At 63.4% G+C, this 22645-nt stretch carries 22 protein-coding genes; 8 read left to right on the top strand and 14 right to left on the bottom strand.

Going from position 1 to position 22645, the window contains the following annotated elements; genetic code table 11:
• Window positions 1-88: 88 nt before the first annotated feature.
• Genes GGC65_RS02865 through GGC65_RS02855 form a run of 3 tightly spaced genes read left to right on the top strand, consistent with a single transcriptional unit; the run spans window position 89 to window position 3551 of the window.
• Entirely contained in the window at window positions 89-859 is a 771-nt protein-coding gene (locus GGC65_RS02865; RefSeq protein ID WP_192645785.1) for a glucose 1-dehydrogenase, read from the top strand.
• Between the two features lie 32 nt (window positions 860-891).
• A complete protein-coding gene (locus tag GGC65_RS02860; RefSeq protein WP_192645784.1) occupies window positions 892-2013 on the top strand; it encodes a DUF5938 domain-containing protein in 1122 nt (373 codons plus the stop codon).
• Window positions 2013-3551 (top strand): AMP-binding protein, encoded by a 1539-nt coding sequence (locus GGC65_RS02855; protein ID WP_192645783.1) that lies wholly within the window; start codon window positions 2013-2015, stop codon window positions 3549-3551. Before GGC65_RS02860 ends, GGC65_RS02855 begins: the two co-directional genes overlap by 1 nt.
• Here the strand turns inward: GGC65_RS02855 and GGC65_RS02850 are convergent.
• A complete protein-coding gene (locus GGC65_RS02850; RefSeq protein WP_192645782.1) occupies window positions 3548-4399 on the bottom strand; it encodes a class I SAM-dependent methyltransferase in 852 nt (283 codons plus the stop codon). The two genes, GGC65_RS02855 and GGC65_RS02850, sit on opposite strands and share 4 nt — an antisense overlap.
• 152 nt (window positions 4400-4551) lie before the next feature.
• Here GGC65_RS02850 and GGC65_RS02845 point away from each other — a divergent pair, with 152 nt between their 5' ends.
• From GGC65_RS02845 to GGC65_RS02830, 4 genes are all read left to right on the top strand, one after another.
• Window positions 4552-5523 carry an ROK family protein gene (locus GGC65_RS02845; protein ID WP_192645781.1) on the top strand — a complete coding sequence of 324 codons (972 nt, stop codon included), beginning with the start codon at window positions 4552-4554 and terminating at the stop codon, window positions 5521-5523.
• A 75-nt stretch (window positions 5524-5598) separates the two neighbouring features.
• On the top strand, window positions 5599-6339 hold the full coding sequence (locus GGC65_RS02840; RefSeq protein WP_192645780.1) for a gamma-glutamyl-gamma-aminobutyrate hydrolase family protein: 741 nt from the start codon (window positions 5599-5601) through the stop codon (window positions 6337-6339).
• A 105-nt stretch (window positions 6340-6444) separates the two neighbouring features.
• Window positions 6445-7818 (top strand): aspartate aminotransferase family protein, encoded by a 1374-nt coding sequence (locus GGC65_RS02835; RefSeq protein ID WP_192645779.1) that lies wholly within the window; start codon window positions 6445-6447, stop codon window positions 7816-7818.
• Between the two features lie 20 nt (window positions 7819-7838).
• Window positions 7839-8777: a DUF808 domain-containing protein gene (locus tag GGC65_RS02830; RefSeq protein WP_192645778.1), complete on the top strand. Its 939-nt coding sequence runs from the start codon at window positions 7839-7841 to the stop codon at window positions 8775-8777.
• A 15-nt stretch (window positions 8778-8792) separates the two neighbouring features.
• Here the strand turns inward: GGC65_RS02830 and GGC65_RS02825 are convergent, their stop codons facing one another.
• The 9 genes from GGC65_RS02825 to GGC65_RS02785 form a co-directional block, all read right to left on the bottom strand.
• Entirely contained in the window at window positions 8793-9476 is a 684-nt protein-coding gene (locus GGC65_RS02825; RefSeq protein ID WP_192645777.1) for a hypothetical protein, read from the bottom strand.
• On the bottom strand, window positions 9473-10603 hold the full coding sequence (locus GGC65_RS02820; RefSeq protein WP_192645776.1) for an ABC transporter ATP-binding protein: 1131 nt from the start codon (window positions 10601-10603) through the stop codon (window positions 9473-9475). Before GGC65_RS02820 ends, GGC65_RS02825 begins: the two co-directional genes overlap by 4 nt.
• Before the next feature lie 2 nt (window positions 10604-10605).
• Complete coding sequence (locus GGC65_RS02815) at window positions 10606-11448, bottom strand: ABC transporter permease (protein ID WP_192645775.1); 843 nt, start codon at window positions 11446-11448, stop codon at window positions 10606-10608.
• Window positions 11448-12353 (bottom strand): ABC transporter permease, encoded by a 906-nt coding sequence (locus tag GGC65_RS02810; protein ID WP_192645774.1) that lies wholly within the window; start codon window positions 12351-12353, stop codon window positions 11448-11450. Before GGC65_RS02810 ends, GGC65_RS02815 begins: the two co-directional genes overlap by 1 nt.
• A 23-nt stretch (window positions 12354-12376) precedes the next feature.
• On the bottom strand, window positions 12377-13483 hold the full coding sequence (locus GGC65_RS02805) for an ABC transporter substrate-binding protein (RefSeq protein WP_192645773.1): 1107 nt from the start codon (window positions 13481-13483) through the stop codon (window positions 12377-12379).
• A 91-nt stretch (window positions 13484-13574) separates the two neighbouring features.
• On the bottom strand, window positions 13575-14966 hold the full coding sequence (locus GGC65_RS02800; RefSeq protein WP_192645772.1) for a glutamine synthetase family protein: 1392 nt from the start codon (window positions 14964-14966) through the stop codon (window positions 13575-13577).
• 7 nt (window positions 14967-14973) lie between these two features.
• On the bottom strand, window positions 14974-16317 hold the full coding sequence (locus tag GGC65_RS02795) for an aspartate aminotransferase family protein (protein WP_192645771.1): 1344 nt from the start codon (window positions 16315-16317) through the stop codon (window positions 14974-14976).
• Window positions 16314-17582: an NAD(P)/FAD-dependent oxidoreductase gene (locus GGC65_RS02790; RefSeq protein WP_192645770.1), complete on the bottom strand. Its 1269-nt coding sequence runs from the start codon at window positions 17580-17582 to the stop codon at window positions 16314-16316. Before GGC65_RS02790 ends, GGC65_RS02795 begins: the two co-directional genes overlap by 4 nt.
• 14 nt (window positions 17583-17596) lie before the next feature.
• Window positions 17597-18943: a glutamine synthetase family protein gene (locus GGC65_RS02785; protein WP_192645769.1), complete on the bottom strand. Its 1347-nt coding sequence runs from the start codon at window positions 18941-18943 to the stop codon at window positions 17597-17599.
• A 128-nt stretch (window positions 18944-19071) separates the two neighbouring features.
• On the opposite strand from GGC65_RS02785, the gene GGC65_RS02780 reads away from it, so the two are divergent.
• Window positions 19072-20421 carry an aspartate aminotransferase family protein gene (locus tag GGC65_RS02780; protein ID WP_225940645.1) on the top strand — a complete coding sequence of 450 codons (1350 nt, stop codon included), beginning with the start codon at window positions 19072-19074 and terminating at the stop codon, window positions 20419-20421.
• Window positions 20422-20433: 12 nt separating this feature from the next.
• Here GGC65_RS02780 and GGC65_RS02775 read toward each other — a convergent pair whose 3' ends face one another.
• The 4 genes from GGC65_RS02775 to GGC65_RS02765 form a co-directional block, all read right to left on the bottom strand.
• The gene (locus GGC65_RS02775; RefSeq protein WP_192645768.1) at window positions 20434-20646 is read right to left on the bottom strand and encodes a hypothetical protein; all 213 of its coding nucleotides are present in this window, start codon (window positions 20644-20646) and stop codon (window positions 20434-20436) included.
• A gap of 47 nt (window positions 20647-20693) precedes the next feature.
• The gene (locus GGC65_RS23245; protein ID WP_225940644.1) at window positions 20694-20834 is read right to left on the bottom strand and encodes a hypothetical protein; all 141 of its coding nucleotides are present in this window, start codon (window positions 20832-20834) and stop codon (window positions 20694-20696) included.
• A 102-nt stretch (window positions 20835-20936) separates the two neighbouring features.
• The gene (locus tag GGC65_RS02770; RefSeq protein ID WP_039574267.1) at window positions 20937-21143 is read right to left on the bottom strand and encodes a cold-shock protein; all 207 of its coding nucleotides are present in this window, start codon (window positions 21141-21143) and stop codon (window positions 20937-20939) included.
• A gap of 190 nt (window positions 21144-21333) precedes the next feature.
• Window positions 21334-22563 carry an ATP-binding protein gene (locus tag GGC65_RS02765; RefSeq protein WP_192645767.1) on the bottom strand — a complete coding sequence of 410 codons (1230 nt, stop codon included), beginning with the start codon at window positions 22561-22563 and terminating at the stop codon, window positions 21334-21336.
• Window positions 22564-22645 lie beyond the last annotated feature (82 nt).

Below are 22645 nucleotides of genomic sequence, written 5' to 3'. Positions count from 1 at the left end.
CGCCGACGCCACGGGGACCGGCGGGCGCCCCCTCCCTAGGCCCGCCGTCCCCGGACTTTTGTGCTGACCCTGGTTTGAGGAGCATGTCATGATGCGTTTTACCGGCAAGAGCGTGCTGATCACCGGTGCCGCGCGCGGGATCGGGCTCGCCGCCGCGCAGGAGTTCGCCCGCGAGGGGGCGTCGGTGACGATCACCGATATCGACGGCGACGAGGCCGAAGCCGCCGCCGCCGCGATCCGCGGCGAAGGGCACAAAGCGGAAGCGCGCCGGCAGGATGTTGCCGACGAGGCGGGGTGGACGGCGCTGATCGCCGATATCGTCGAGCGCGAAGGCAAGCTCGATATCCTCGTCAACAACGCCGGCATGGGCTTCCTGAAATCGGTGGTCGATACCGATCTGGCCGAATGGCAGCGGCTGATGGCAGTCAATCTGGAGAGTGTCTTCCTCGGCGTTCGCGCCGGCATCGGGGCGATGAAGGAAAAGGGCGGGACAATCGTCAACGTCGCCTCGATCGCCGCGAACGTCGCCGAGCCGCTCTTCCCGGCTTATAATGCCAGCAAGGCCGGGGTGGCGATGCTGACCAAAGCGGTCGCGGTCGATTGCGCGCGCAAGGGCTGGCCGGTGCGGATCAACTCGCTCCATCCCGGTTATTGCGAGACCAAGCTGGTCGCCGATGCCGTCGGCAGCCTGGGGGACGCCGCCGCCGACTTCGCCACCGCGACCGTTGGCGCAATTCCGCTCGGCCGCATGGCGACGACGCGCGAAATCGCGCGGCCGCTGCTTTTCCTCGCCAGCGACGACGCCGCCTACATGTGCGGCAGCGAGCTGATCGTCGACGGCGGCTACACCGCGGTCTGACCTCAATCCTTCAAAGAACAGGGACAAATTCCATGAGCAAGAAACCCGTCATCGTTTATGGCGCCTCCGGCTACACCGGCCGCCTCGTCTGCGAATATCTGCGCGAACTCGGCATCCCGTTCATCGCTGCGGGGCGCGATGCGAAGCGCGTGCAGGAGGTGATGGACAAGGTCCCCGGCATCGAGACCGCCGACTATGAGGTCGTCGAGGTCGAACATAGCGTGAAAGCGCTGACCAAGCTGTTCAAGGGCGCCAAGGTCGTGTGCAACATGGTCGGCCCGTTCATCAAATATGGTCCCGAGACGGTCGAGGCGTGTCTTGCAGCCGACGTCCATTATCTCGACACCACCGGCGAGCAGGACTGGATGCTGCTCGCGCAGGAAAAATGGGGTGAGGCTTTTGCCAAGAAGGGCCTGCTTCTCTCACCCTGCATCGCGCAAATGTACACGACAGGCGAGATCGCTGCGAACATCGCACTCGAACAGGCGCCAGGGCTCGATACCCTCGACATGCTGGTGCTGTGGAAAGGTTTTCCGACCTACGCCTCGGTCCAGACGATCTTCACGATCCTGAAGGCCGACTGGTATTTTCTCGAGAACAACCAATATGTTCAATGGCCGACGCTGACTGCGACTGAGTGCCATGTGCCCGGGCAGCACGCGACCGCGCTCACCCTGCCGTGGGGCGGCACGTCGCACCCGATCTGGTTCAAGCAGGATCCGCGCGTCTCAACGGTCAAGGTCTATGGCGGCGTCTTTGCGCGCGAGGTCATGGATAATGTCGTTGCGATGACCAAGATGATCGATACCGACATCAAGCCGCTGCCTTTCAAGGAACAGGAAGCGGCGCTCGCGAAGATGGCGGAATCGGTGCAGGGCGACATGCCGCCGCGCGAAAATCCGCGTCTCAACACGAGCATCGACTCGGTCCACGCCTCGGGCCCGCTCGGCCGCGCGCATGTGCTGATCCACGGCAATTGCAACTACAAGCAGACGGGGTTGATGCAGGCGTGGTGCGCGCTGAACCTGCTTCAGCAGCCACCGCGCCGCGTCGGTTTCGCCTCGGCGTGCCAGGCGTTCGGGCATCATGAGATCCTCGGCGTGCTGAGGCAGTTCGGGCTGGTGCTGAAGCCGATCGTCACGGTCGACGACTGATGCGGCTGGTCGACTGGCTCGACAAGGGGGCGTCGCTCGGCGCCTACGCGCCGTGCCTGACGATGGACGGCAAGAGCCTGTCCTATGGGCAAGTGCAGGCCCTGACCCACCGCGTCGCGCGCGGATTGAACGCTGCGGGCATCACCCCGGGCAAGCATGTCGCAATTCTGTCGGGCAATGATCCGGTCGCCTTCGCCTGCGTCTTCGCCATCTCGCGCGCCGCCGCGGTGTGGTGCCCGATCAACCCGCGCAACGAAGCCGCCGAGAACGCCTATGTCCTCGACAATTTCGACTGCGCCGCGCTGTTCTTTCATAGCAAATTCGCCGAACTGGTCGATGCGCTGCGGGAGGATCTGCCGAAGCTCGAGCTGCTCGTCTGCCTCGACGCCGAACAGGCTTTCGCGCCGTCGCTCGATCAGTGGTTGGCGGGCATCGCCGATGTCCCGTTCGCGGCGGCGCCCGTCAGCGACCTTGCGATGATTCCGGGCACCGGCGGTACCACCGGCCATCCCAAGGGTGTGATGCTGACCAACCAGAATCTCGAGGCGATGACCGCGCTGACGCTGATGGGCTATCCGTTCGAAGGGCGGCCGGTCTATCTCGCGATGGCGCCGCTCACCCATGCTGCGGGCGTCCTCGCCTTTCCGATCATGGCGCACGGCGGCGAGATCGTGATCATGCCCTATCCCGATATCGGCGAATTCCTGACGCTCGCGTCGCGGCACAGGGCGACGCACAGCTTCCTGCCGCCGACATTGATCTACATGCTGCTCGATCATCCGGCGCTTCCGGCAACCGATCTCTCGTCAATCCAATGCTTCTGGTACGGCGCAGCGCCGATTTCAGCCGTGCGGCTTGAGGAGGCGATCGGCAAGCTTGGTCCGGTGATGGCGCAGCTGTTTGGCCAGACCGAAGCGCCGATGATGATTTCGATGATGGCGCCGAAGGATCATTTCCACCCCGACGGGTCGATAGCACGCGAACGCCTGTCGTCGGCCGGCAGGCCGGGGCCGCTGGTGCAGGTCGCGATCCTCGACACCGAAAACAACATCGTGCCGCAGGGCGAGCGCGGCGAGATCGTCGTCAAAGGCTCGCTCGTCATGGACGGCTATTACAAGAACCCCGTGGCCACCGCCGAAGCCACAGTCGACGGTTGGCACCGCACCGGCGACATCGGCTATCTCGACGCCGACAATTTCCTCTTCATCGTCGACCGCGCCAAGGACATGATCATCACCGGAGGTTTCAACGTCTATTCGGCCGAGGTCGAACAGGCGTTGCTGGCGCAGCCCGCGGTGCAGGACGGCGCGGTGTTCGGACTGCCCGACGACAAATGGGGCGAACGCGTCTGCGCGGTCGTCCAGCTCCGGGCCGGGCATAGCGCCGACCCCGATGATCTGATCGCTGCGGTGAAGGCGGCGATCGGTAGCGTCAAGGCGCCCAAGGAGCTCGAAATCTGGGACGATTTGCCGCGGTCGAAAGTCGGCAAGGTGCTCAAGAAGGACATCCGCGCGCAGAAGCTCGCCGAGCGAGGTTAGTTGCGCGCGGTGACGATCCACGCTGCGCCGTCGATGAGCACCGATGTTTCTCCGGGCCGCTTCGCAAAGGCGGCGCGGACGGCGATGGCTGCCTTCTCGCGGACATCGTCGGGCTGATCGGCCAGCGCGCGAGCGAGCGGGCCAACCTGGAACGCCATATCGAGCGCGTCGTCGACCGCTTTCTCGCGCGTGGCGCCGCGACCATAGGAAATGCTGGTGTCGAACGGCGCAATGTCGATCGCCGTGAAGCCGGCCGCAGCGAGGATGTCGGCCAATCGCTGCCGGTCACCAAAAGCGAAAGGGCCGGGGGCGGTCGGGTCGGCGGGAATAGGCTCGACGATATCGCGGATTGCTGCCATCGGCAGGCGGACCCAGTCATTCTCTTGTGCGCCGCGCCAGCAGACGAAGGCGAGCCGTCCGCCGGGTTTCAGGGCACGCCGCATATGTGTGAAGGCCGCCACCGGGTCGTCAAAGAACATCACGCCAAAGCGCGAGAAGAGGAGGTCGAAGCTGCCAGCGGGGAGCGGCGCGGACGCGGCATCGGCGCATCGGAACTCGACTGGCGCGCCAGCAGGCGCCGCAGCGCGCGCAATCTCGACGAGTTGTTCGGATATGTCGACGCCGAGCACATATCCGTCGGGCCCGAGCCGTTCGGCAAGCGGGAAGGTCGAGGTGCCCGATCCGCAGCCGATATCGAGAATCTGCTCGCCCGGCCGCGCGTTGGCGGCGGCGATCGCGGCCTTGCCGAATTCCTCCAGCATCACGTCCAATCGTGCCAGATTGGCCGCCCAGCGCGTTCCGCTGTCGCCATTCCAGTCATGCGTAGGGGCCGTGTCGACATCGGGCATGCGCTTGATCCTTTATTGCGAACTATTCGCAAGTATGTCACTTCCCGGCAAATCGCAAGGGTGCGCGCATAGCTATGCCCTGTTGCATCGCTCCCGGCCATGCGACATTCCCCGGGCTGGACCGGCGATCTTGGGACCGGCAAGGGAGAGTCATGAGCGAACGGATCGTCACGGTTGATATCGGCGGCACCCACGCACGCTTTGCAATTGCCGAGATCGAAGGTGGCCGCGTCGTGTCGCTCGGCGAGGCGACGACGCTGCACACCAAGGATCACGCCAGTTTCCAGACCGCGTGGCAGGATTTCGAGCGCCAGCAGGGCGGCACGCTGCCGCGCGGCGTCGCGATCGCCATCGCGGGACCGACGCGCGGCGAGATCATCCGCTTCACCAATAATCCGTGGATCATTCGCCCGGCGTTGATCAACGAGAAGATGAACGTCGACCACTATGTGCTCGTCAACGATTTCGAGGCGGTGGGGCATGCCGTTGCGCAGGCCGGCGAAAGCTATTTCGAGCGACTGACCGGCCCCGACGAGCCGCTGCCCGCAACGGGTACGATCACCATCATCGGCCCCGGCACCGGGCTGGGAGTCGCGCATATCTGGCGCGACGGCGACAACTACCGGGTACAGGCGACCGAGGGCGGGCATATCGACTTCGCGCCGCTCGACAGCATCGAGGATGCGATCCTTGCGCGACTGCGCAAGCGGCACCGGCGTGTGTCGATCGAACGCATCGTCTCGGGGCCCGGTATCGTCGACATTTATGAGACGCTGGCGGCGCTCGAAGGGCGCGCGATCCCTCGGCTCGACGACAAGGCGATCTGGACCAATGCTTTGCAAGGGGGCGACAGCCTCGCCGCAGCGGCGGTCGATCGTTTCTGCCTGTCGCTCGGCAGCGTGGCGGGCGATCTTGCGCTGGCGCAGGGCGCGAGCGGTGTCGTCATCGCCGGCGGCCTTGGTTTGCGCATTCGCGACAGTCTCGTGCGGTCGGGCTTTCCCGAACGCTTTATCGAAAAGGGTCGCTTCGAAGGCTTCATGTCCGCCCTGCCGGTGAAGTTAATCACGCATCCGCAGCCGGGGCTATTTGGCGCGGCGGCCGCTTTTGCACGGCAACACGCCTGACGCAATTTCCTCTGGCATCCTCTCAAGAAAATCGGCAGCAAGGAATCCTCGCTTTTTTAGAGGATTCTCCCGCAAGTGTCCGCCCGTCCTGTCCTCGGCATCATCGCCTGCAACCGGCAGGTCGGTGCCGAATATGCGCAGGCGGTGATGAACCGCTACGCCAAGGCCGCGATGCGCCACGCGGATTGCGCCGCGCTGCTGATCCCGTCGCTTCCCGACCATATGCGCGCCGACGAGATCGTCGGGCGGCTCGACGGGGTGCTGCTCACCGGATCGCCCTCGAATGTCGAGCCCGCGCGCTACGGCGAGGATAGCGAAGGGGAGGGGCCGTTTGATCCCGATCGCGACCGGATGATGCGCGACTTGGTTGATGCGGTGATCGCGGCGCAACGGCCGCTGTTCGGTATCTGCCGCGGCTTTCAGGACATCAATGTCGCGCTCGGCGGTACGCTGCGGCGTGACACCGCGACGAACGGCGAGTTGCTGCGTCATCATACCCCCGACGGGACATTGTTCGACGCGATGTTCGATCATCGCCATCATGTCGATCTGGTCGAGGGTGGGATGCTCGCGTCGGCCTATGGCGCATCGGCGCTCGACGTGAACTCGGTCCACTATCAAGGTGTCGGTCGCCTCGCGGACGGGCTCTCAGTCGAGGCGCGCGCGCCCGACGGACTGGTCGAGGCGTTCAGCGCCCGTCCGAACGGCGCGCCGCTGCTCGCCGTGCAATGGCATCCCGAATGGGCGGTCGACGGAAACGGAGAAAGCCAGACCTATTTCCGGTTGCTTGGGCAGGCGTTGCGAGGCGAGCTGTGAACCGGCGCGTCACCCGATACGACCGTTATCTTGCACGGATCAGCTTCTCCCCCTGATTTCTCGGATCCGGTTTCGTTCGGTTTCCAGACAATCAGGAGTTTCAGCATGCCCCGCAATCACGATATCGCCGAACTGCGCCGTCTCGACGTCGCACATCACCTTCCCGCACAGGCCGACTGGGCCGAAATCGAAAAGCTCGGCGGCAGCCGTATCATCACCCACGCCGAAGGCTGCTACATTACGGACGGCGACGGGCACCGTATCCTCGACGGGATGGCGGGGCTGTGGTGCGTCAACGTCGGCTATGGCCGCGAGGAACTGGTCGAGGCGGCCGCGGCACAGATGCGCGAGCTGCCCTTCTACAACACCTTCTTCAAGACCGCGACGCCGCCAACCGTGACGCTCGCGGCAAAGATCGCCAGCCTGACCGGCAACCGCCTGCCGCATATCTTCTTCAACGCTTCGGGCAGCGAGGCGAACGACACAGTGTTCCGCATGGTGCGCCATTATTGGAATCTGAAGGGCGAGCCCAAGCGCACGGTCTTTATCAGCCGCTGGAACGCCTATCACGGCTCGACCGTCGCGGGCGTGTCGCTCGGGGGCATGAAGGCGATGCACGCGCAGGGCGATTTGCCCATTCCTGGCGTCGAACATGTGCGCCAGCCCTACAGCTTCGGCGAAGGGCAGGGGATGACCGAGGAGGAATTCTGCGACGCCTGCGTTCAGGTGATCGAGGACAAGATCATCGAGGTCGGGCCTGAAAACTGCGCTGCCTTCATCGGCGAGCCCGTGCAGGGCGCGGGCGGCGTGATTATCCCGCCGAAGGGCTATTGGCCGAAGGTCGAGGCGGTTGCGCGCAAATATGGGCTGCTGGTCGTCGCCGACGAGGTGATCTGTGGGTTCGGACGCACCGGCAAGATGTGGGGCCATGAAACGATGGGCTTCACCCCCGACTTGATGCCGATGGCGAAAGGGCTGTCTTCAGGTTACCTGCCGATCTCCGCCACAGCGGTCGCGGCCCATGTTGTCGAGGTGCTCAAGACCGGCGGCGATTTCGTGCATGGCTTCACCTATTCGGGGCATCCGGTCGCGGCGGCGGTCGCGCTCAAGAATATCGAGATCATCGAACGCGAAGGGCTGGTCGAGCGGACCGGGAGCGTCACCGGCCCGCATCTCGCCAAGGCGCTCGCAACGCTCAACGATCATCCGCTTGTCGGCGAAGCACGCTCGATCGGGCTGCTCGGCGCGGTCGAGATCGTCGCCGACAAGGAAACCCGGGCGCGCTTCGGCGGAGCCGAGGGGACCGCAGGACCGATGGCGCGCGACGCGTGCATCGCGAACGGGCTGATGGTGCGCGGCATCCGCGACAGCCTCGTCATGTGCCCGCCGCTGATCATCACGACCGAACAGATTGACGAGATGGTTGCCATCATCCGCAAATCTCTCGATGAGGTGATGCCGAAACTCCGCGCGCTTTAGACAGGAAAGATCAAACCCCTATGCCCTCCGGCCTTTTTGCCCTGCTCGACGATATTGCGACGATCGCCAAGGTCGCCGCCGCGAGCATCGACGATATCGGCGCCGCGGCGTCGAAGGCCGGGGTCAAGGCGGCGGGGGTGGTCGTCGACGATACGGCGGTGACGCCGCGCTACGTCACCGGCTTTACCCCCGACCGCGAACTGCCGATCATCTGGCGGATCACCAAGGGGTCAATCTTCAACAAGCTGGTGCTGATCCTGCCCGCGCTGTTGCTGCTGTCAGCGGTCGCGCAATGGGCGATCACACCGCTGTTGATGATCGGCGGGGCCTATCTCTGCTTCGAGGGGGCAGAGAAGGTTATCCACGCGTTGCAGAAGGACAAGACGAGCCTGGCCGAAGACGCCGAGATCGTCGCCGACAAGGATCATGAAGAAGCGATGGTGAAGGGCGCAGTGCGCACCGACTTCATCCTGTCGGCCGAAATCATGGTGATCGCACTCAATGAAGTGCTCGACGAGCATTTCGCGATGCGCGCCGCGACGCTCGCGGTGGTTGCGATCGCGATTACCGTTGCGGTGTACGGTGTCGTCGGACTGATCGTGAAGATGGACGATATCGGGCTGCACATGGCGAAAGAGGGCAATAGCGCGCGCCGGGCAATCGGGCGCGGGCTGGTGTCCTTCATGCCCAAGCTGCTCTCCGCGCTTGCGCTGATCGGCACTGCGGCAATGCTGTGGGTCGGCGGGCAGATTTTCCTGCACGGACTCGATGAATATCACATCGGCAATATCGGGCATGGCCTCCACGATTTCGCGCATTCGGTGGCGGGCAACCTGCCGGGCGCGGGCGTTTGGGAGTGGCTGATCAATGCCGGCGGGGCGGGCGTGTTCGGGCTGATCCTCGGTGGCGTGATTGTCGGCGTGCTCCACCTGCTGCCGGGAAAGAAGGCCGCGCACTAGACGCGCCCATTCGCTTTATTGCGCCGCGCGACGCGCTTCGTTGACGGCGATGATCTCCTTGCAACCCGGCTCGGCCGCATTTGTGCACAGCCTTACGTCGCCGAAGATTTCGGTCAGTTTTGCCTTCGCGCTGTCGAGCGTGAAGGGCGCGACCTTGTTCGCCAGCGGTGACCGCTCGGCATAGTTCAACGTGTAGAGCGTGTCTGCATCCCGAAAGAAGAGGATCGCATCGCGTTCGCTCGCGCCCCTCATCGCCTTGGGATAGGCGCCCGCGGGGAGCGAGGCGCAGCCGTTGACGACAAGCGATCGTTTGAGCGCGCCGTGCACGACCTGCTCGCCGCCGAACAGATAGACGGGGCCGATGTTACAGGCCTTGGGCTCGAATGCGCCGCGCGCGATATCGGCGCTGCTCGTCGGCTCTCGCGCTGCGCCCCTATAGGCCTGGATCGTGACGAGCCGGGTCCACGTCTCGACCGTCTCACCCTTTGGCACGAACTCCATCAGGAAATTGGTGCCGTTTGATTTTGGCGCCTGCGCGACAAAGCCGTCGGGCAGGTGAAAGCCAAGCACGCGGCCATAGAGCGGGATCACGGTATTATAGCTGGTTTCCGAATTGGTTTCCGCACCCGATGTCCACGGCACAGCCGCGAGCAGCAGCGCCGCTGCGGCAAGCATCGGCGAGCCGCCCGATGCGGTCACCCGAGCAATACCACCGGGCTATCCGCGCGCCAGTGCATGCTCACCTTGTCGCCCCAGGTGAAATCCTCCTGATCATGCCGCGACAGGTTCGGGCGCGAAACGCGAAGGCAGGCGCCCGTTTCGAGCTCGATCTCGAACAGGGTGATGTCGCCGAGATAACTCATCCCCTTGATCTTGCCGCGCGCGAAATTGTGACCGTCGGGCGCGTCTTGCGCCGCGGCTGTAACCGCTTTGCCGGCGCCGGGGACGTGGAGGTAAATTTTCTCGGGGCGCAGCGCGACCCATACATCGGCGCCGTGCGGGCCAGTCACGCCATGGTTCAGATACACCTTGCCGAGGCCGGGACAGTCGACCGCAGCCTTGTCCGGATCATCGAGCGTCAGCTTGCCCTCGAAGATGTTCACCGATCCGACGAAATCGGCGACGAAGCGGTTGGCGGGATATTCATAGAGGTCCGACGGTGTCGCGAGCTGCGATACCTCGCCCTTGTTGATCACGCCGATGCGGCACGCCATCGACAGCGCCTCGTCCTGATCGTGGGTGACGGTCACGAAGGTGATGCCGACCTTTTCCTGCAGATCGGACAGCTCGAACTGCATCTGCGCGCGCAGCTTGGCATCGAGCGCCGAGAGCGGTTCGTCGAGCAACAGCACCTTGGGCCGCATCACCAGGCTGCGCGCGAGCGCGACCCGCTGGCGCTGGCCGCCGGACATCTGGTCGGGCATGCGTGTCTCGAACCCGCCGAGTTTGACCAGCTCGAGCGCTTCGGCGACGCGGTCCTTGACCTCGCCGCCCTTCACGCCGGCGATCTTCAAACCATAGGCGACATTGTCGGCAACGCTCATATGCGGGAACACGGCATAGCTCTGAAACACCATGTTCACCGGACGCTTGTTCGGCGGGACGCCGGTGACGTCCTGCCCGTCGATCAATATCTTGCCCTCGGTTGGCAGTTCGAACCCGGCGATCATCCGCAGCAGCGTCGTCTTGCCGCAGCCCGAAGGGCCCAGCAGCACGAAGAATTCGCCCGCATTGATGTCGAGGCTGACATTGTCGACAGCGGTGACCTTGCCGAAGCGTTTCGAGACATTCTGGATCTGAATGATCGGGCGTGCGGTTTCGGTCATGGTCAGTGGGTTTCCGCAATGGCTTTCACGCCCTGAAGCTTGAGCGCGACGAAGGTGAGGGCGACGGTGAGGATGATGAGCAGCGTTGAGGCCGCGTTGACTTCGGGCGTTACCGAGAAGCGGACCATCGAATAGACCTTCACGGGGAAGGTGATCGTGTCGGGACCGCTGGTGAAATAGGTGATGACGAAATCGTCGAGGCTGAGCGTGAACGAAAGCAGCGCGCCGGCGACGAGCGCGGGCTTGATGTGCGGGATCAGCACGTCGCGGAACACCTGCCACTCGCTCGCACCCAGATCCTTGGCGGCTTCCTCCTGCTCGCGGTTGAAGGTCGCGAGGCGAGAGCGCACGACCATCGTTACGAAGGGAAAGCAGAAGGTGATATGCGCGATGGTGATCGCGCCGAGGTTGAACGGCCAGACGAGATCAGTCGGCCAGTCGACCGCGGCGAAGAACATCAGGAAGGCGACGCCGAGGCAGATTTCGGGGACGATGATCGGCAGCGAGATGGTGCCATCGATCGCGCCCTTCAATGGAAAGCGGAAGCGCCAAAGCATCACCGCGGCGACCGCGCCGAGCGCGAGGCTGACGATCGTCGCGAGCGCCGCGATCGTCAGCGAATTGACCAGCGCCTCGACCAGCTGGTCGTTGCCGAGCGCCTTTTCATAATATTTGGTCGTGAAGCCGCGCCACACGACGTTGCGCTTGCTGTCGTTGAAGCTGAAGATCATCAGCACGACGAGCGGGGCGTAGAGGAAGACCATTACCGCACCGACCCAAAGGCGCATCCAGAGGGTGCGGCTATATTCGAGCGGTGCGCGCGGGGTGCGGGCGAAGAGCGCCATCAGTGGATCTCCGGCACTTTTTTGCGCATCGACTGGATCGCGATCAGCGCGAACATGGCGTATATCAGCAAGAAGGAGAGGGCGGCGCCGAAGGGCCAGTCGTTCGCTTTCTTGAACTGGCGCTCGATGACATTGGCGATCATCTGGCTGTCGGTTCCGCCCATGAGGTCGGGGGTGAGGTACGCGCCCAAGGCGGGGATCAACGTGATCATCACCCCGGCGATGATGCCCGGTGCGGCGAGCGGAACGACGATGCGCATGATCGTGCGGAAATGGCCGGCGCCGAGGTCGAGGCTTGCCTCGATCAGGCTGCGGTCGAGCCGGTCGAGCGCGGCGTAGAGCGGCAGCACCATGAAGGGCAGGTGGACATAGACGAGACCGAACACGACCGCGAAATTATTGAAGAGAAGCTGCACCGGTTCCCATGTCGGGAGCGGCTGGAGCCCGACGAGCGTCTTGATCCAGCTCGTCCCCTCCCAGAGCGCACCGAGCCCCTTGTTCGCGAAACCCTGTGTGCCGAGCAGCATCATCAGCGCATAGGTGCGGATGAGCAGGTTGGTCCAGAAGGGCAGCATGATGCCGAGCAGCAGCCACGGCCGCCATTTCTCGCTGGCAAAAGTGATCGCCATCGCGACCGGAAAACCGATGATCAGGCAGATCAGCGTGACGAGCGCGGCGACGGCGAAGCTCTTGCCGAAAATGCTGACGTAGAGCCATTCTGTGGCGCGCTTGTAATTGTCGAGCGTGCCCGAAATATCGATTTCGGTGAGCCCCTTGTTTTCGCCGAAGCTGTAGAGCCAGACGATCGCCATCGGGACGAGGAAGAACAGGATTACCCAGAAGAGCGTCGGCAGCGATACCGCCGCGAAAACCTTCTTGTTCGTTTTCCAGTCCTGTTCGGCCACCCCCCGATGCCCCCTTCAGACTCTCAGGCCGCCCGCACCCGTGTGAAGGCTTCTTCGTACAGCGGCTGCAACTCGGGGTTGAAGCGCGCATATTCGCATTTCGCCAGCACGTCGGCGGGCGGGAAGATCACCGGGTTGTTCTTGTAGCTGTCGGGCATCAGCGCCTTCGCCGCCGCATTGGGCGTCGGATAGAGGATCGTTTCGGTGATTTCCTTGTCGACGTTGGCGTCGAGGATATAGTTGATGAAGGCGTGCGCGTTCTTCGGATGCGGTGCGCCCTTGGGGATGCACAGATTGTCCGAATTGAGCTGGCTGCCTTCCTTCGGCACGACGAAGTCGATGTCCTTGTCCTCGGTCATCGCCTGCGCGATGTCGCCATTATATTCGAGCACGACGTCGACGTCGCCCTTGAGCAACAGGTCCTGCCCGTCATCCTCGTGGAATTTCTTCACATTGGGCTTTTGCTTGATCATCATCTTTTCGATCGTCGCAATGTCCGCGGGCGTCAGCGCGTTGACCGACTTGCCAAGATATTTGCCATAGAGGCGGAACATGTCGCCGGCCTCCGACAGCCAAGCGATGCGGCCTGCATATTCTGGGCTGTCGAACAGCACTTTCCAGCTGTCGGGCGGCGACGACACTTTCGACTTGCGATAGCCGATGCCGAGCGCGAGCCATGTGTAGGGCATCGAAAATTTGCGCTGCAGATCATATTCGACGTTGATGTACGCCGGGTCGATATTCTTCTTGTTCGGGATTTGCGCATGGTCGAGCGGCATCAGCATGCCGGCCTTGCTCATCCGTTCGACAAAGTCGTTCGACGGCACGATCACGTCATAACCGGGGTTGCCCGCCTTGAATTTCGCGAACAGCACATCGTTGCTGTCGAACAGGTCCATCGTGACGTCGACGCCCGTCGCTTCCTTGAAATTGTCGAGCGTATTCTCGCCGATATAGGTGTCCCAGTTGTAGAAGTTGAGCTTGGCCTCCTCGCCGTTCGACAGCTTCTTGCTTTCGCCCTTGCTGCAGGCCGCGACCCCGCCGAAACTGATCCCGACCGCTGCGACGCCGAGCGCCTGAAGGAGCGAGCGGCGCCCGCGGGTCTGCTTGATCAGTTCGTTGAAATCCATGGCCAGCCTCCCTGTGTGTGACGTCAAGCTGACTCAATAAAGTCGGCTTGGAAAGAGCTTTTTTGCGCTGCACCAAGATTCTTTGAAACTTTCATGCGTTGCGCAGGTACCAATCATAATCGAGCGTCGGGACGACGCTGAAATAATTGTCCTGCTCCACGCGCTTCACGATGCTGAACATGTCGACGAAGCGGTCGCCGAGATAGTCGCGCATCAATTTCGACGCATGGAAGCGGTCGACCGCGGCGAACCAGTTCGACGGCGGCTTGTCGTCGCCGCTGCTGTCGCGGTCGTAGCCGTTGCCGACCACCGCGGTGCCCGGATCGACCTTGTTCGCCATGCCATGATGCATGCCCGCGAGGACGGCAGCGACCGCGAGATAGGGGTTGGCGTCGGCACCGCAGGCGCGATGTTCGACATGGCGGCTCGGCGGTGGGCCGGCGGGAATGCGGAAGGATACGGTGCGGTTGTTGACGCCCCAGGTCGGCGCGACGGGCGCATAGCTGTTCGCCTTGAAACGGCGATAGCTGTTCGCGTGCGGTGCAAAGAGCGCGAAGCCGTCGCCGACGGTGCCGATCATACCGCCGATCGCGTGGCGGAGCGCGGGGGTGCCTTCGGGGTCTTCGCTGGCGAAAATGTTGGTGTCGCTGCCGTCGTTGACCGAGACATGGATGTGCATGCCGCTGCCCGCCTGATCGGCGAAGGGCTTGGCCATGAAGGTCGCCTCGAGCCCCTGTTGCTGCGCGATCGCCTTGACGAGGCGCTTGTACATGATCGCATCGTCGCAGGCGCGCAGCGCATCGGGCTTGTGGCGGAGTGTCAGCTCGAACTGGCCGGGGGCGAATTCGGAAATCGCGCTTTCGAGGGGCAGGCCCTGCACGTCGGTGGCCGCGTAGAGCGCGTCGAAGAAGGGACGGAAGTCGTCGAGCTCGCGCAGGCCATAGACCTCGACATTGCGCGGCGTATCGCGGCTGTAGCTGGGGCGGGCGGGGCGGACCTTGCCATCTCGGGCGCGGCGTGGGTCGACGAGATAGAATTCGAGCTCGACCGCGAGCACGGGCGTAAGGCCATCGGCGGTGAAGCGGTCGATCACGCCGCCGAGCACATGGCGCGGGTCGAGGTCGTGCGGGGTGCCGTCGAGCTCGTAGAAGTCGACAAGGAACTGCGCGGCGTTGTCGCCGCCCCACGGGGTGCGGACGAGCGTGCCGGGGATCGGCTTCATCGAGCGGTCGGCGTCGCCATCCTCCCACACGAGACCGGTTTCGACCGTGTCCTGTCCGGTGATATCGACGACGGTGATCGAGCCCGGGAACATGCGCCCGCTCTCATAGACCGCCATCACCTCGTGCTGGCGCAGGCGCTTTCCGCGCGGAACGCCGCCGAAGTCGGTGTAGATCATCTCGATAGAGTCGACGTCGGGGTTCGCCATGAAAAAGGCCTCGGCCTCCGACCGCGGCGCGATCACGCCTGATGACTTCGACATTGCCCCTCTACTCCTTCAACGCTTTCGTGCAGTCGGCGAAAGCGCCGACGAGCCGGTCTATCTGTTCGTCCGACGTGACCGGGCTCACCAACATCATATTGTGGAAGGGCGCCAGCAAAATCCCGCGATTGGCGAGGAAGAGGTGGATCGCGGCTTCGAGTTCGGGGTGCATCACCGCCTTGGCCTCCCCGCCGTTTCGCGGGGGCGCCGCGCAGGTCAGGAATTCGACGCGGGCGCCGACCTGCGTGACGTGCCAGTCGAGATCGGCAGTGGCGATTTCCTGCTCGAGCCCGGCGACAAGGCGTGCAGCGCCGCGCAGCATATGGTCATAGGCTGCGGGTGTGATGACGTCGGTCAGCATCGCGTCCATTGCGGTGATGGCGAGCGCGTTGGCCGACAGGGTGGTGCCGATGCCACTGTGTCCCGGTGGGCGCGAGGCGTTGAGATCCGCTATGCGTTCGGCCACCGCAGCCGAAAATCCATAGACCGCGCACGGCACGCCGCCGCCGATCGACTTGCCGACGACCATCAGGTCGGGCGTCGGCCCATGCGTGACGCAATGGCCGCCATAGCCCGACGAGATAGTGTGGGTTTCGTCGAAGACCAGCAAAGTGCCTGTCTCGTCACACAGCGAGCGGAGCTTATGTAGAAATCCCGGCGCGTCACGAACCATGCCGACATTGGTCATCACCGGCTCGGCGAGCACGCAGGCGATGTCGCCGGCTCGCAAGGCTTCCGTCAGCGCGGCTCCGTCGTTGAATTCGATCACGGTCGTCGTGTCGCGCAGGTCGTGCACCTGCCCGATCAAGCTGCCGCGCATCGTCGGTACGCCGACCTTCAGATCGACGAAGGCGTCGTCGACTGCGCCATGATAGGCGCCATTGAAGGTCAGGATTTTGGACCGCCCGCTGATCCCGCGGCACCAGCGGATGACCGCGCGATTAGCCTCGCTGGCGGTAGTCGTCACCTGCCACTGGGGAAGGCCAAACATCCCTGCGAGACGCTGCGACAGCGCGGCACCGCGTTCGGTCGGGAGCATGTAGCTCAGCCCTTCGTTGGCCTGCTTGGCCAGCGCCGCGGCGAGGGCGGGCGGCGAGTGGCCGAACAGGCTCGCGGTGTCGCCGAGGCAGAAATCGTCATAGGTCCGGTTGTCGATGCTCGTCAGCGTCGCGTCCTTTGCCGCGGCCGCGACGATCGGCACCGGGCTCGGCCAGTCCTTCATCCAGTGGAAGGGGACCGACTGGAACCAGCCGGTTGCCGCCGCATGATGCGCGAAGGCGCGCGAGTTGGCCGCGCGAAAGCGGTCGGCTTCGCGGGTAGCGATGCGGGCGATGGCGGCGGGCGATATCACCCGAGCTTGTCCTTCATCGCATAATAGAGCAGCCCGAGCGTCGCCAGCGGGCGGCGCAGCCATTTGCCGCCGGGAAAGGGTTTCGCCGGCAGGTTTGCGAGAATGTCGAAGCGTTCGGCCGTCCCCGCCACAGCTTCAGCAACGAGTTCGCCCGCGATGGTCGTCACCAATGCGCCATGGCCCGAAAAGCCGTGCGCGTGGAAGATGTTTCCGCGCCGTCCGATATGCGGCAGCCGGTTCAACGTGACCGCGACGACGCCGCCCCAGCCATAATCGATCTTCGCGCCGGCGATTTGCGGGAACACCTCGGCCATATAGGGTCTGACGAACGCGGCGATGTCGGCGGGCGGCACCTGCGAATAGCTTTCGCCGCCGCCAAAGATCAGCCGCTTGTCGGCCGAGAGACGGAAATAATTGAGCACGAAGCGGCTGTCGGCGACCGCGGCATCGCTGGGGAGCAGCGCGTCGGCGTTCGCGAGCGGCGCAGTCGCAACGTTATAATTCATGATCGGCACGGTGTAGCGGCCGAGATCGGGTTCGACTTCGCCGATCCAACTGTCGGTCGCGTCGATGACATAGTGCGCGCCGACATGCGCGCGGTCGGTCATTACGCCGGGGCCGTCGGGATTATCGGTGATCCGGTGAACGCGCTCGCCCTCCCAGATGCGGACGCCCGCGGCTTCGGCGGCGCGGGCGAGGCCGATGGCGTAGTTCAGCGGGTGGAAATGACCACCCTGCGGGTCGTGAACGCCGCCTTGATAGAGCGGGCTGGCGATATGATCGGCCATATCGTCCTTTGGGACGACATCGCTTTGGTACCCAAAGCGCGTTGCCAGAAACTCCGCTTCGCGCTGCATCGCGCCGAAATCTTTTGGAGTCCAAGCCGCCTCCAGATGACCGGACTTCAGGTCGCAGTCGATCCCATGTTGCTCGATCCGCGCTTTGACACGGTTCTTGCGCCAGCAAAGGTCGAATAGGGCATCGGCGCGCTCGCGCCCGAACTCGTCTTCCAGTTCGGATGCCGACCAGCGAAGCCCCGGAATGAGTTGTCCGCCGTTGCGGCCCGATGCGCCGAAACCGATATGCTCGCGTTCGATCAGGATCACCGAAAAGCCGCGCTCGGCACAGGCCAGCGCCGCGGACAATCCCGTAAAGCCGCCGCCGATCACTGCAACGTCGAACGACAGATCCTCGCCCATTTCATAGGAGGACCGCCACGGATGGGCGGTCGCGGCGTAATAGCTGTTGGCAAGCGGATCGGTCATGGCCGTGCTGCGGGTCAGACCCGCATCAACAGATGTTCGCGTTCCCAGCTCGACACAACTGACTGATAGTTGAAGAGCTCATGATCCTTCACCGCGAAAAAGATCTCGAAGAAATCGTCGCCGAGCAGGTTGCGGACCTTCTTGCACGAGGCGAAGCGGTCGAGCGCGGCTTCGAGCGTGCGGGGCAGCGTCCGCGCGCGGTTGTACGCGCTGCCGACGATCGGTTTGGCCGGCACCATCCGGTCGACCATTCCAATATAGCCGCAGATCAGCGAAGCGGCGATCGCAAGATAGGGGTTGCTGTCGGCACCGGGCAGGCGGTTTTCGACGCGACGGTTATTCTTGTCGGAAATCGGCACGCGGAACCCGCACGACCGATTATCCTCGCCCCACTGGACGTTGATCGGCGCCGCGCTGTCGGGGCGCATGCGGCGGAAGCTGTTGACGTTGGGGGCCCACAAAGGCGAGATTTGCGGCATGTAGCGTACGAGCCCAGCGATATAGCTGCGGAACATCGCGCTATCGCGGCCGTTGGCGGTCGAGAACAGATTCTTGCCCGTCGTCGCGTCGACGACCGACTGGTGGATATGCATCGCGCTGCCCGGCTGGCCCGCCATCGGGTTTGCCATGAAGGTCGCATAGACGTCATGTTGCTTCGCAACGTTGCGCACGACGCGCTTGAACAGGAAGACTTCGTCGGCGAGGCGCAGCGGGTCGCCATGCTCGAAATTGACCTCGAGCTGCGCGGCGCCCATTTCGTGGATCATCGTGTCGATATCGAGCCCCATCAGCTCGCAATCGTCATAGATATGATCGATGATATCCTCATATTCGTTCATCGCCTCCAGCCCATAGGGCTGGCTCGCGGTTTCGCTGCGTCCCGACTGGCCGACGGGCGGGGTCAGCGGGAAATCGGGGTCGGCGTTCTGCGACACGAGGTAGAATTCGACCTCGGGCGCGATGATCGGTTTCCAGCCCTTTTCGGCGTAGAGGCCGAGAACCTTTTTCAGGATCGTGCGCGGCGCGATATCGACCTCACTGCCATCGCCGTTGAAGGCGTCGGCGATGACGAACGCGGTCGGCGAGGTGAAGCCAGGGGCAACGCAGATCGTGCTTGGATCGGCGATCAGATATTTGTCGGGATCCTTGTCCCAGATATCGTCGATATCCTCGGGATAATGGCCGTCGATCGTGCAGATGAAGACGCTGCCCGGGATGCGCAGCGACTTGTCCTTGACCGATGACAGGAACTTCTTGGCCGGCAGCACCTTGCCGCGCTGGACCCCGTTGATGTCGGGGACGATACATTCGACTTCGTCGATCTTATTTTCGCTGATCCATTGTTCCAGATTGACTGACATGAGCCCCCGATTGGGCCGAGGAGTCGGCCCGTTGTGGAGGTGGCAGCGTATCGCAAGCTTTGGAGGAGCGCCAGAGGGGCCGTTATCGGCCATTTTCGACATTGCCAGCATCGCGGAGCGCGGCCACTATGTGCGGGTTCGACTGGCTGGGAGAGTGGGCCGTGAAGGGTGAGAATGATCCGCTGGCGTCCTTCTGGATGCCCTTTACCGCCAATCGGTCGTACAGGGCGAACCCGCGCCAACTCGTCTCGGCGAGCGGTATGCATTATCAGAGCGCTGACGGACGGACGATCTTGGATGGCACCTCCGGGCTGTGGTGCAGCAATGCCGGGCACTGCCGGCCCGAAATCACCGAGGCGATTGCGACGGCAGCGGCGACGCTCGATTTCGCGCCGACATTCCAGCTCGGGCACCCGATGCCGTTTGAACTGGCGCAGCGGCTCGCGGCGCTGATGCCCGACGGGCTCGACCGGATATTCTTTACAAACAGCGGTTCCGAGTCGGTTGATACGGCGCTGAAAATTGCGCTCAATATCCAGCGCGCGAAGGGGCAGGGAACGCGGACGCGGTTGATCGGGCGCGAGCGGGGCTATCATGGCACTGGCTTCGGCGGGATCAGCGTCGGCGGGCTTGTGAACAATCGCCGTAATTTCGGTGGCGGGCTGCCCGGCGTCGATCATATCCGGCATACGCACGACATCGAACGTAACGCCTTTACGCGTGGTTTCCCGCAGCATGGCACCGAACTGGCGGACGATCTGCAGCGGCTCGTCGACCTGCATGGCGCCGACACGATCGCGGCGGTGATCGTCGAGCCGATGGCGGGTTCGACAGGCGTGCTCGTGCCGCCGGTCGGCTATCTCCAGCGCTTGCGAGAGATTTGCGACAAGCATGGCATTATCCTGATTTTCGACGAGGTTATCACGGCTTTCGGCCGCGTCGGGGGTGCGACGGCGGCGGGGCAATGGGGCGTGACCCCCGATATCATCACGATGGCGAAGGGGCTGACCAACGCGGCGGTGCCGATGGGTGCGGTCGCAGTGAAGCGCGAGCTGCACGATGCGGTGATCGAGAGCGTGCCCGGCGGGATCGAGCTGTTCCACGGCTACACCTATTCGGGGCATCCGCTTGCGAGTGCTGCGGGCCTCGCGACGCTCGATCTTTATGCGCGCGATGGGTTGTTCGATCGTGCCGACGAACTTGGCAGATATTGGGAAGATGCGGCGCATAGCCTGAAAGGCGCGCGCCATGTCATCGATATCCGCACCATCGGGCTGGTCGCCGGTATCGAGCTCGAGTCGCGTCCGGGGGCGCCGACGGCACGCGCGATGGAGCTGTTCCATAGCTGTTTCGACAATGGGCTGCTCGTGCGCGCGACCGGCGACATCATCGCGCTGTCGCCGCCGCTGATTGTGGAAAAGGCGCAGATCGACGAGATGTTCGGAAAAATCCGGGAGTTGCTCAGCCGCATCGACTGACGGAATACCCGGTCAGTCGGCGTCGGCGTTCGCTTCCGCCTTGGCGACTGCCGCGGCGACCTGCCGAGCGCGCGTGGCTTCTGTCTGGATCAGCCGTTCGGCCATCGTACGCCACGCCTGTTCGGCACGCAGATTACGGTCGCGAACTTGCGACAGCGTGCTTTCCGCCGCGTCGGCCGCGCATTTGTCCGCCTGGATCAGGTAGAAATCGCTGGTGTTCGACATGGCGGAAATCCTTGGTTGCTTTGGTTGAAGGCCGGTTTGCCGGAAGGTTAGTCGACCATTTGGGCGATCAGGCGGCGCAGTTCGCGTTGCGTCAGGGTCGGCGATCGCCGGACTGTCTTCGCGGCCCGCGCATCGATTGCGGAGAATGGCCGGAGAAGGGAAGGAAAAGCATTCAAATTGAAGTTCATAATATCCTTTGATTTTGTTCTCTTTTTTGGTTGGAGAGAGATCGGCCACAGCCGACCGGATACGAGATTACTCGCATCCGGTCTGCCATTTGGGCCGAAAGATCAGGCCGGCTGGACGTTGACCGCAGCGGTCTTGCCGCGCTGGTCGGTTTCCAGGTCATAGGAAACGCGCTGATCCTTGTTCAGCGTCGTCATCCCGGCGCGCTCGAGGGCGGTGATGTGGACGAAATTGTCGCCCGAACCATCTTCGTTCGCGATGAAGCCATAACCTTTTTCGGTGTTGAAGAATTTTACGGTGCCGGTGGGCATGGGGTCGTTCCTTTCACGGAATCGGAGTTACCACCGGCCGATGCCGATGGCGCCAGGTAGCGTGAAGATGGAAGTGTCCGCCAAACAGGCAAAAAAATCCGTCGCAGGCGACGATAGCCTGTCGAAGATGGGCCTCGAGCTATGAAAAGTCAAGGATAGGCGGAGGATCCGCGCCGTGGGCCGCGCGCGATCAGCTCTTCGCGGCCATCGGGAAAGTCGCCGAAACGCGCGTCCCCTTGCCGACTTCGCTGGCGATATCGAGCTGCCCTTGATGGCGCTCGCTGATGTGCTTCACGATCGCGAGACCCAGCCCCGTGCCCCCGACCGACCGGCTGCGCGCCTCATCGACGCGATAGAAGCGTTCGGTCAGGCGCGGCAGGTGATCGGCTGCAATGCCGTCGCCTTCGTCGCTCACCGACAGCCGGACGCGGCTGCCCTCGCGCGTCAGTTCGACTGTCACCGGGGTGCCGGCGTGGCCATATTTCATCGCGTTCGAAATGATATTGTGCGCAAGCTGTCCGAGCTGGGCCTCGTCGCCGAGCATTGGTTGCGGGTCGTCGCCGAGCTCTGCGACAACATCTTTCGCTCGCGGATGCTCGCTGTCGCGCAGCTGTGCAATCGTGGTCTTGACGATGGCGGCGAGGTCGACCGGCGTAGTGGGACGGCGGAAGCGGTCGGCCTCGACGCGCGAGATCGAGAGAAGGTCGATGACCAGTTGCTGCATCCGCCGCGCCTCGCGCTCGATGATCGACAGGAAGCGATGGCGTGTCGGCCCGTCGGTCTCGCCGTTCATATCCTGCAGCGTTTCGACATAACCGAGGATCGCGGAAAGCGGCGTGCGTAATTCGTGGCTGGCATTGGCGACGAAGTCCGATCGCATCCGGTCCGCTGCGTCGATCGCAGACCGGTCGGACAGGAAGATGATCTGTTCGCGGCCCGACAGCGCGGCGATGCGCATCGTCCAGCGTTGGCCGGGGCGCGGAAAGTCGATCAGGTTGATCGTGTCGAGCCCGGCATTCTCGTCAGTTTGCGACAGCCAGTCGGTCGCTGCCGGATGACGGATTGCGGTGCGGACGTCGGCGCCGACGATATGTCGGCCAAGCAGCCGGATTGCGGCGTCGTTGGCAATGGTGACGATATTGTCGGCGGTGCCGATCAAGGGCTCTTTTTCCTGATCGATCCAGTGGGCGAAGTCGGGATGGCGGAGTAAGGAGATCGGCGCGGCATCCTCGGGCGCGGCCCCGGCGGTCTTCGCGTCAGACAAGGCGGGAAGGGCGCTGTAGACCACCGCCGCGGCAAGGAAACCGGCGATCACCATGATCGCGATCGACAATCGATCGCCCCCTGCCAGCGTGGCAAAAATTGCCGCGATGGCGACCAGCGTCAAAGCGATGACCAGGCTGGAAAGGCGATCGAACATCGTCGCCGCGCCTCGCACGAAGAGGCGATAGAGCGCAAGGATGTTTAGGGTAATTAACGTTCCAATTGCGAATGTCCCAAAG

This window comes from Sphingopyxis sp. OAS728 (genome assembly GCF_014873485.1).
Taxonomy (GTDB): Bacteria; Pseudomonadota; Alphaproteobacteria; order Sphingomonadales; family Sphingomonadaceae; genus Sphingopyxis.
Note: the sequence above shows the minus strand (reverse complement) of the source record. Positions and strands in the feature narration are given on the sequence as shown.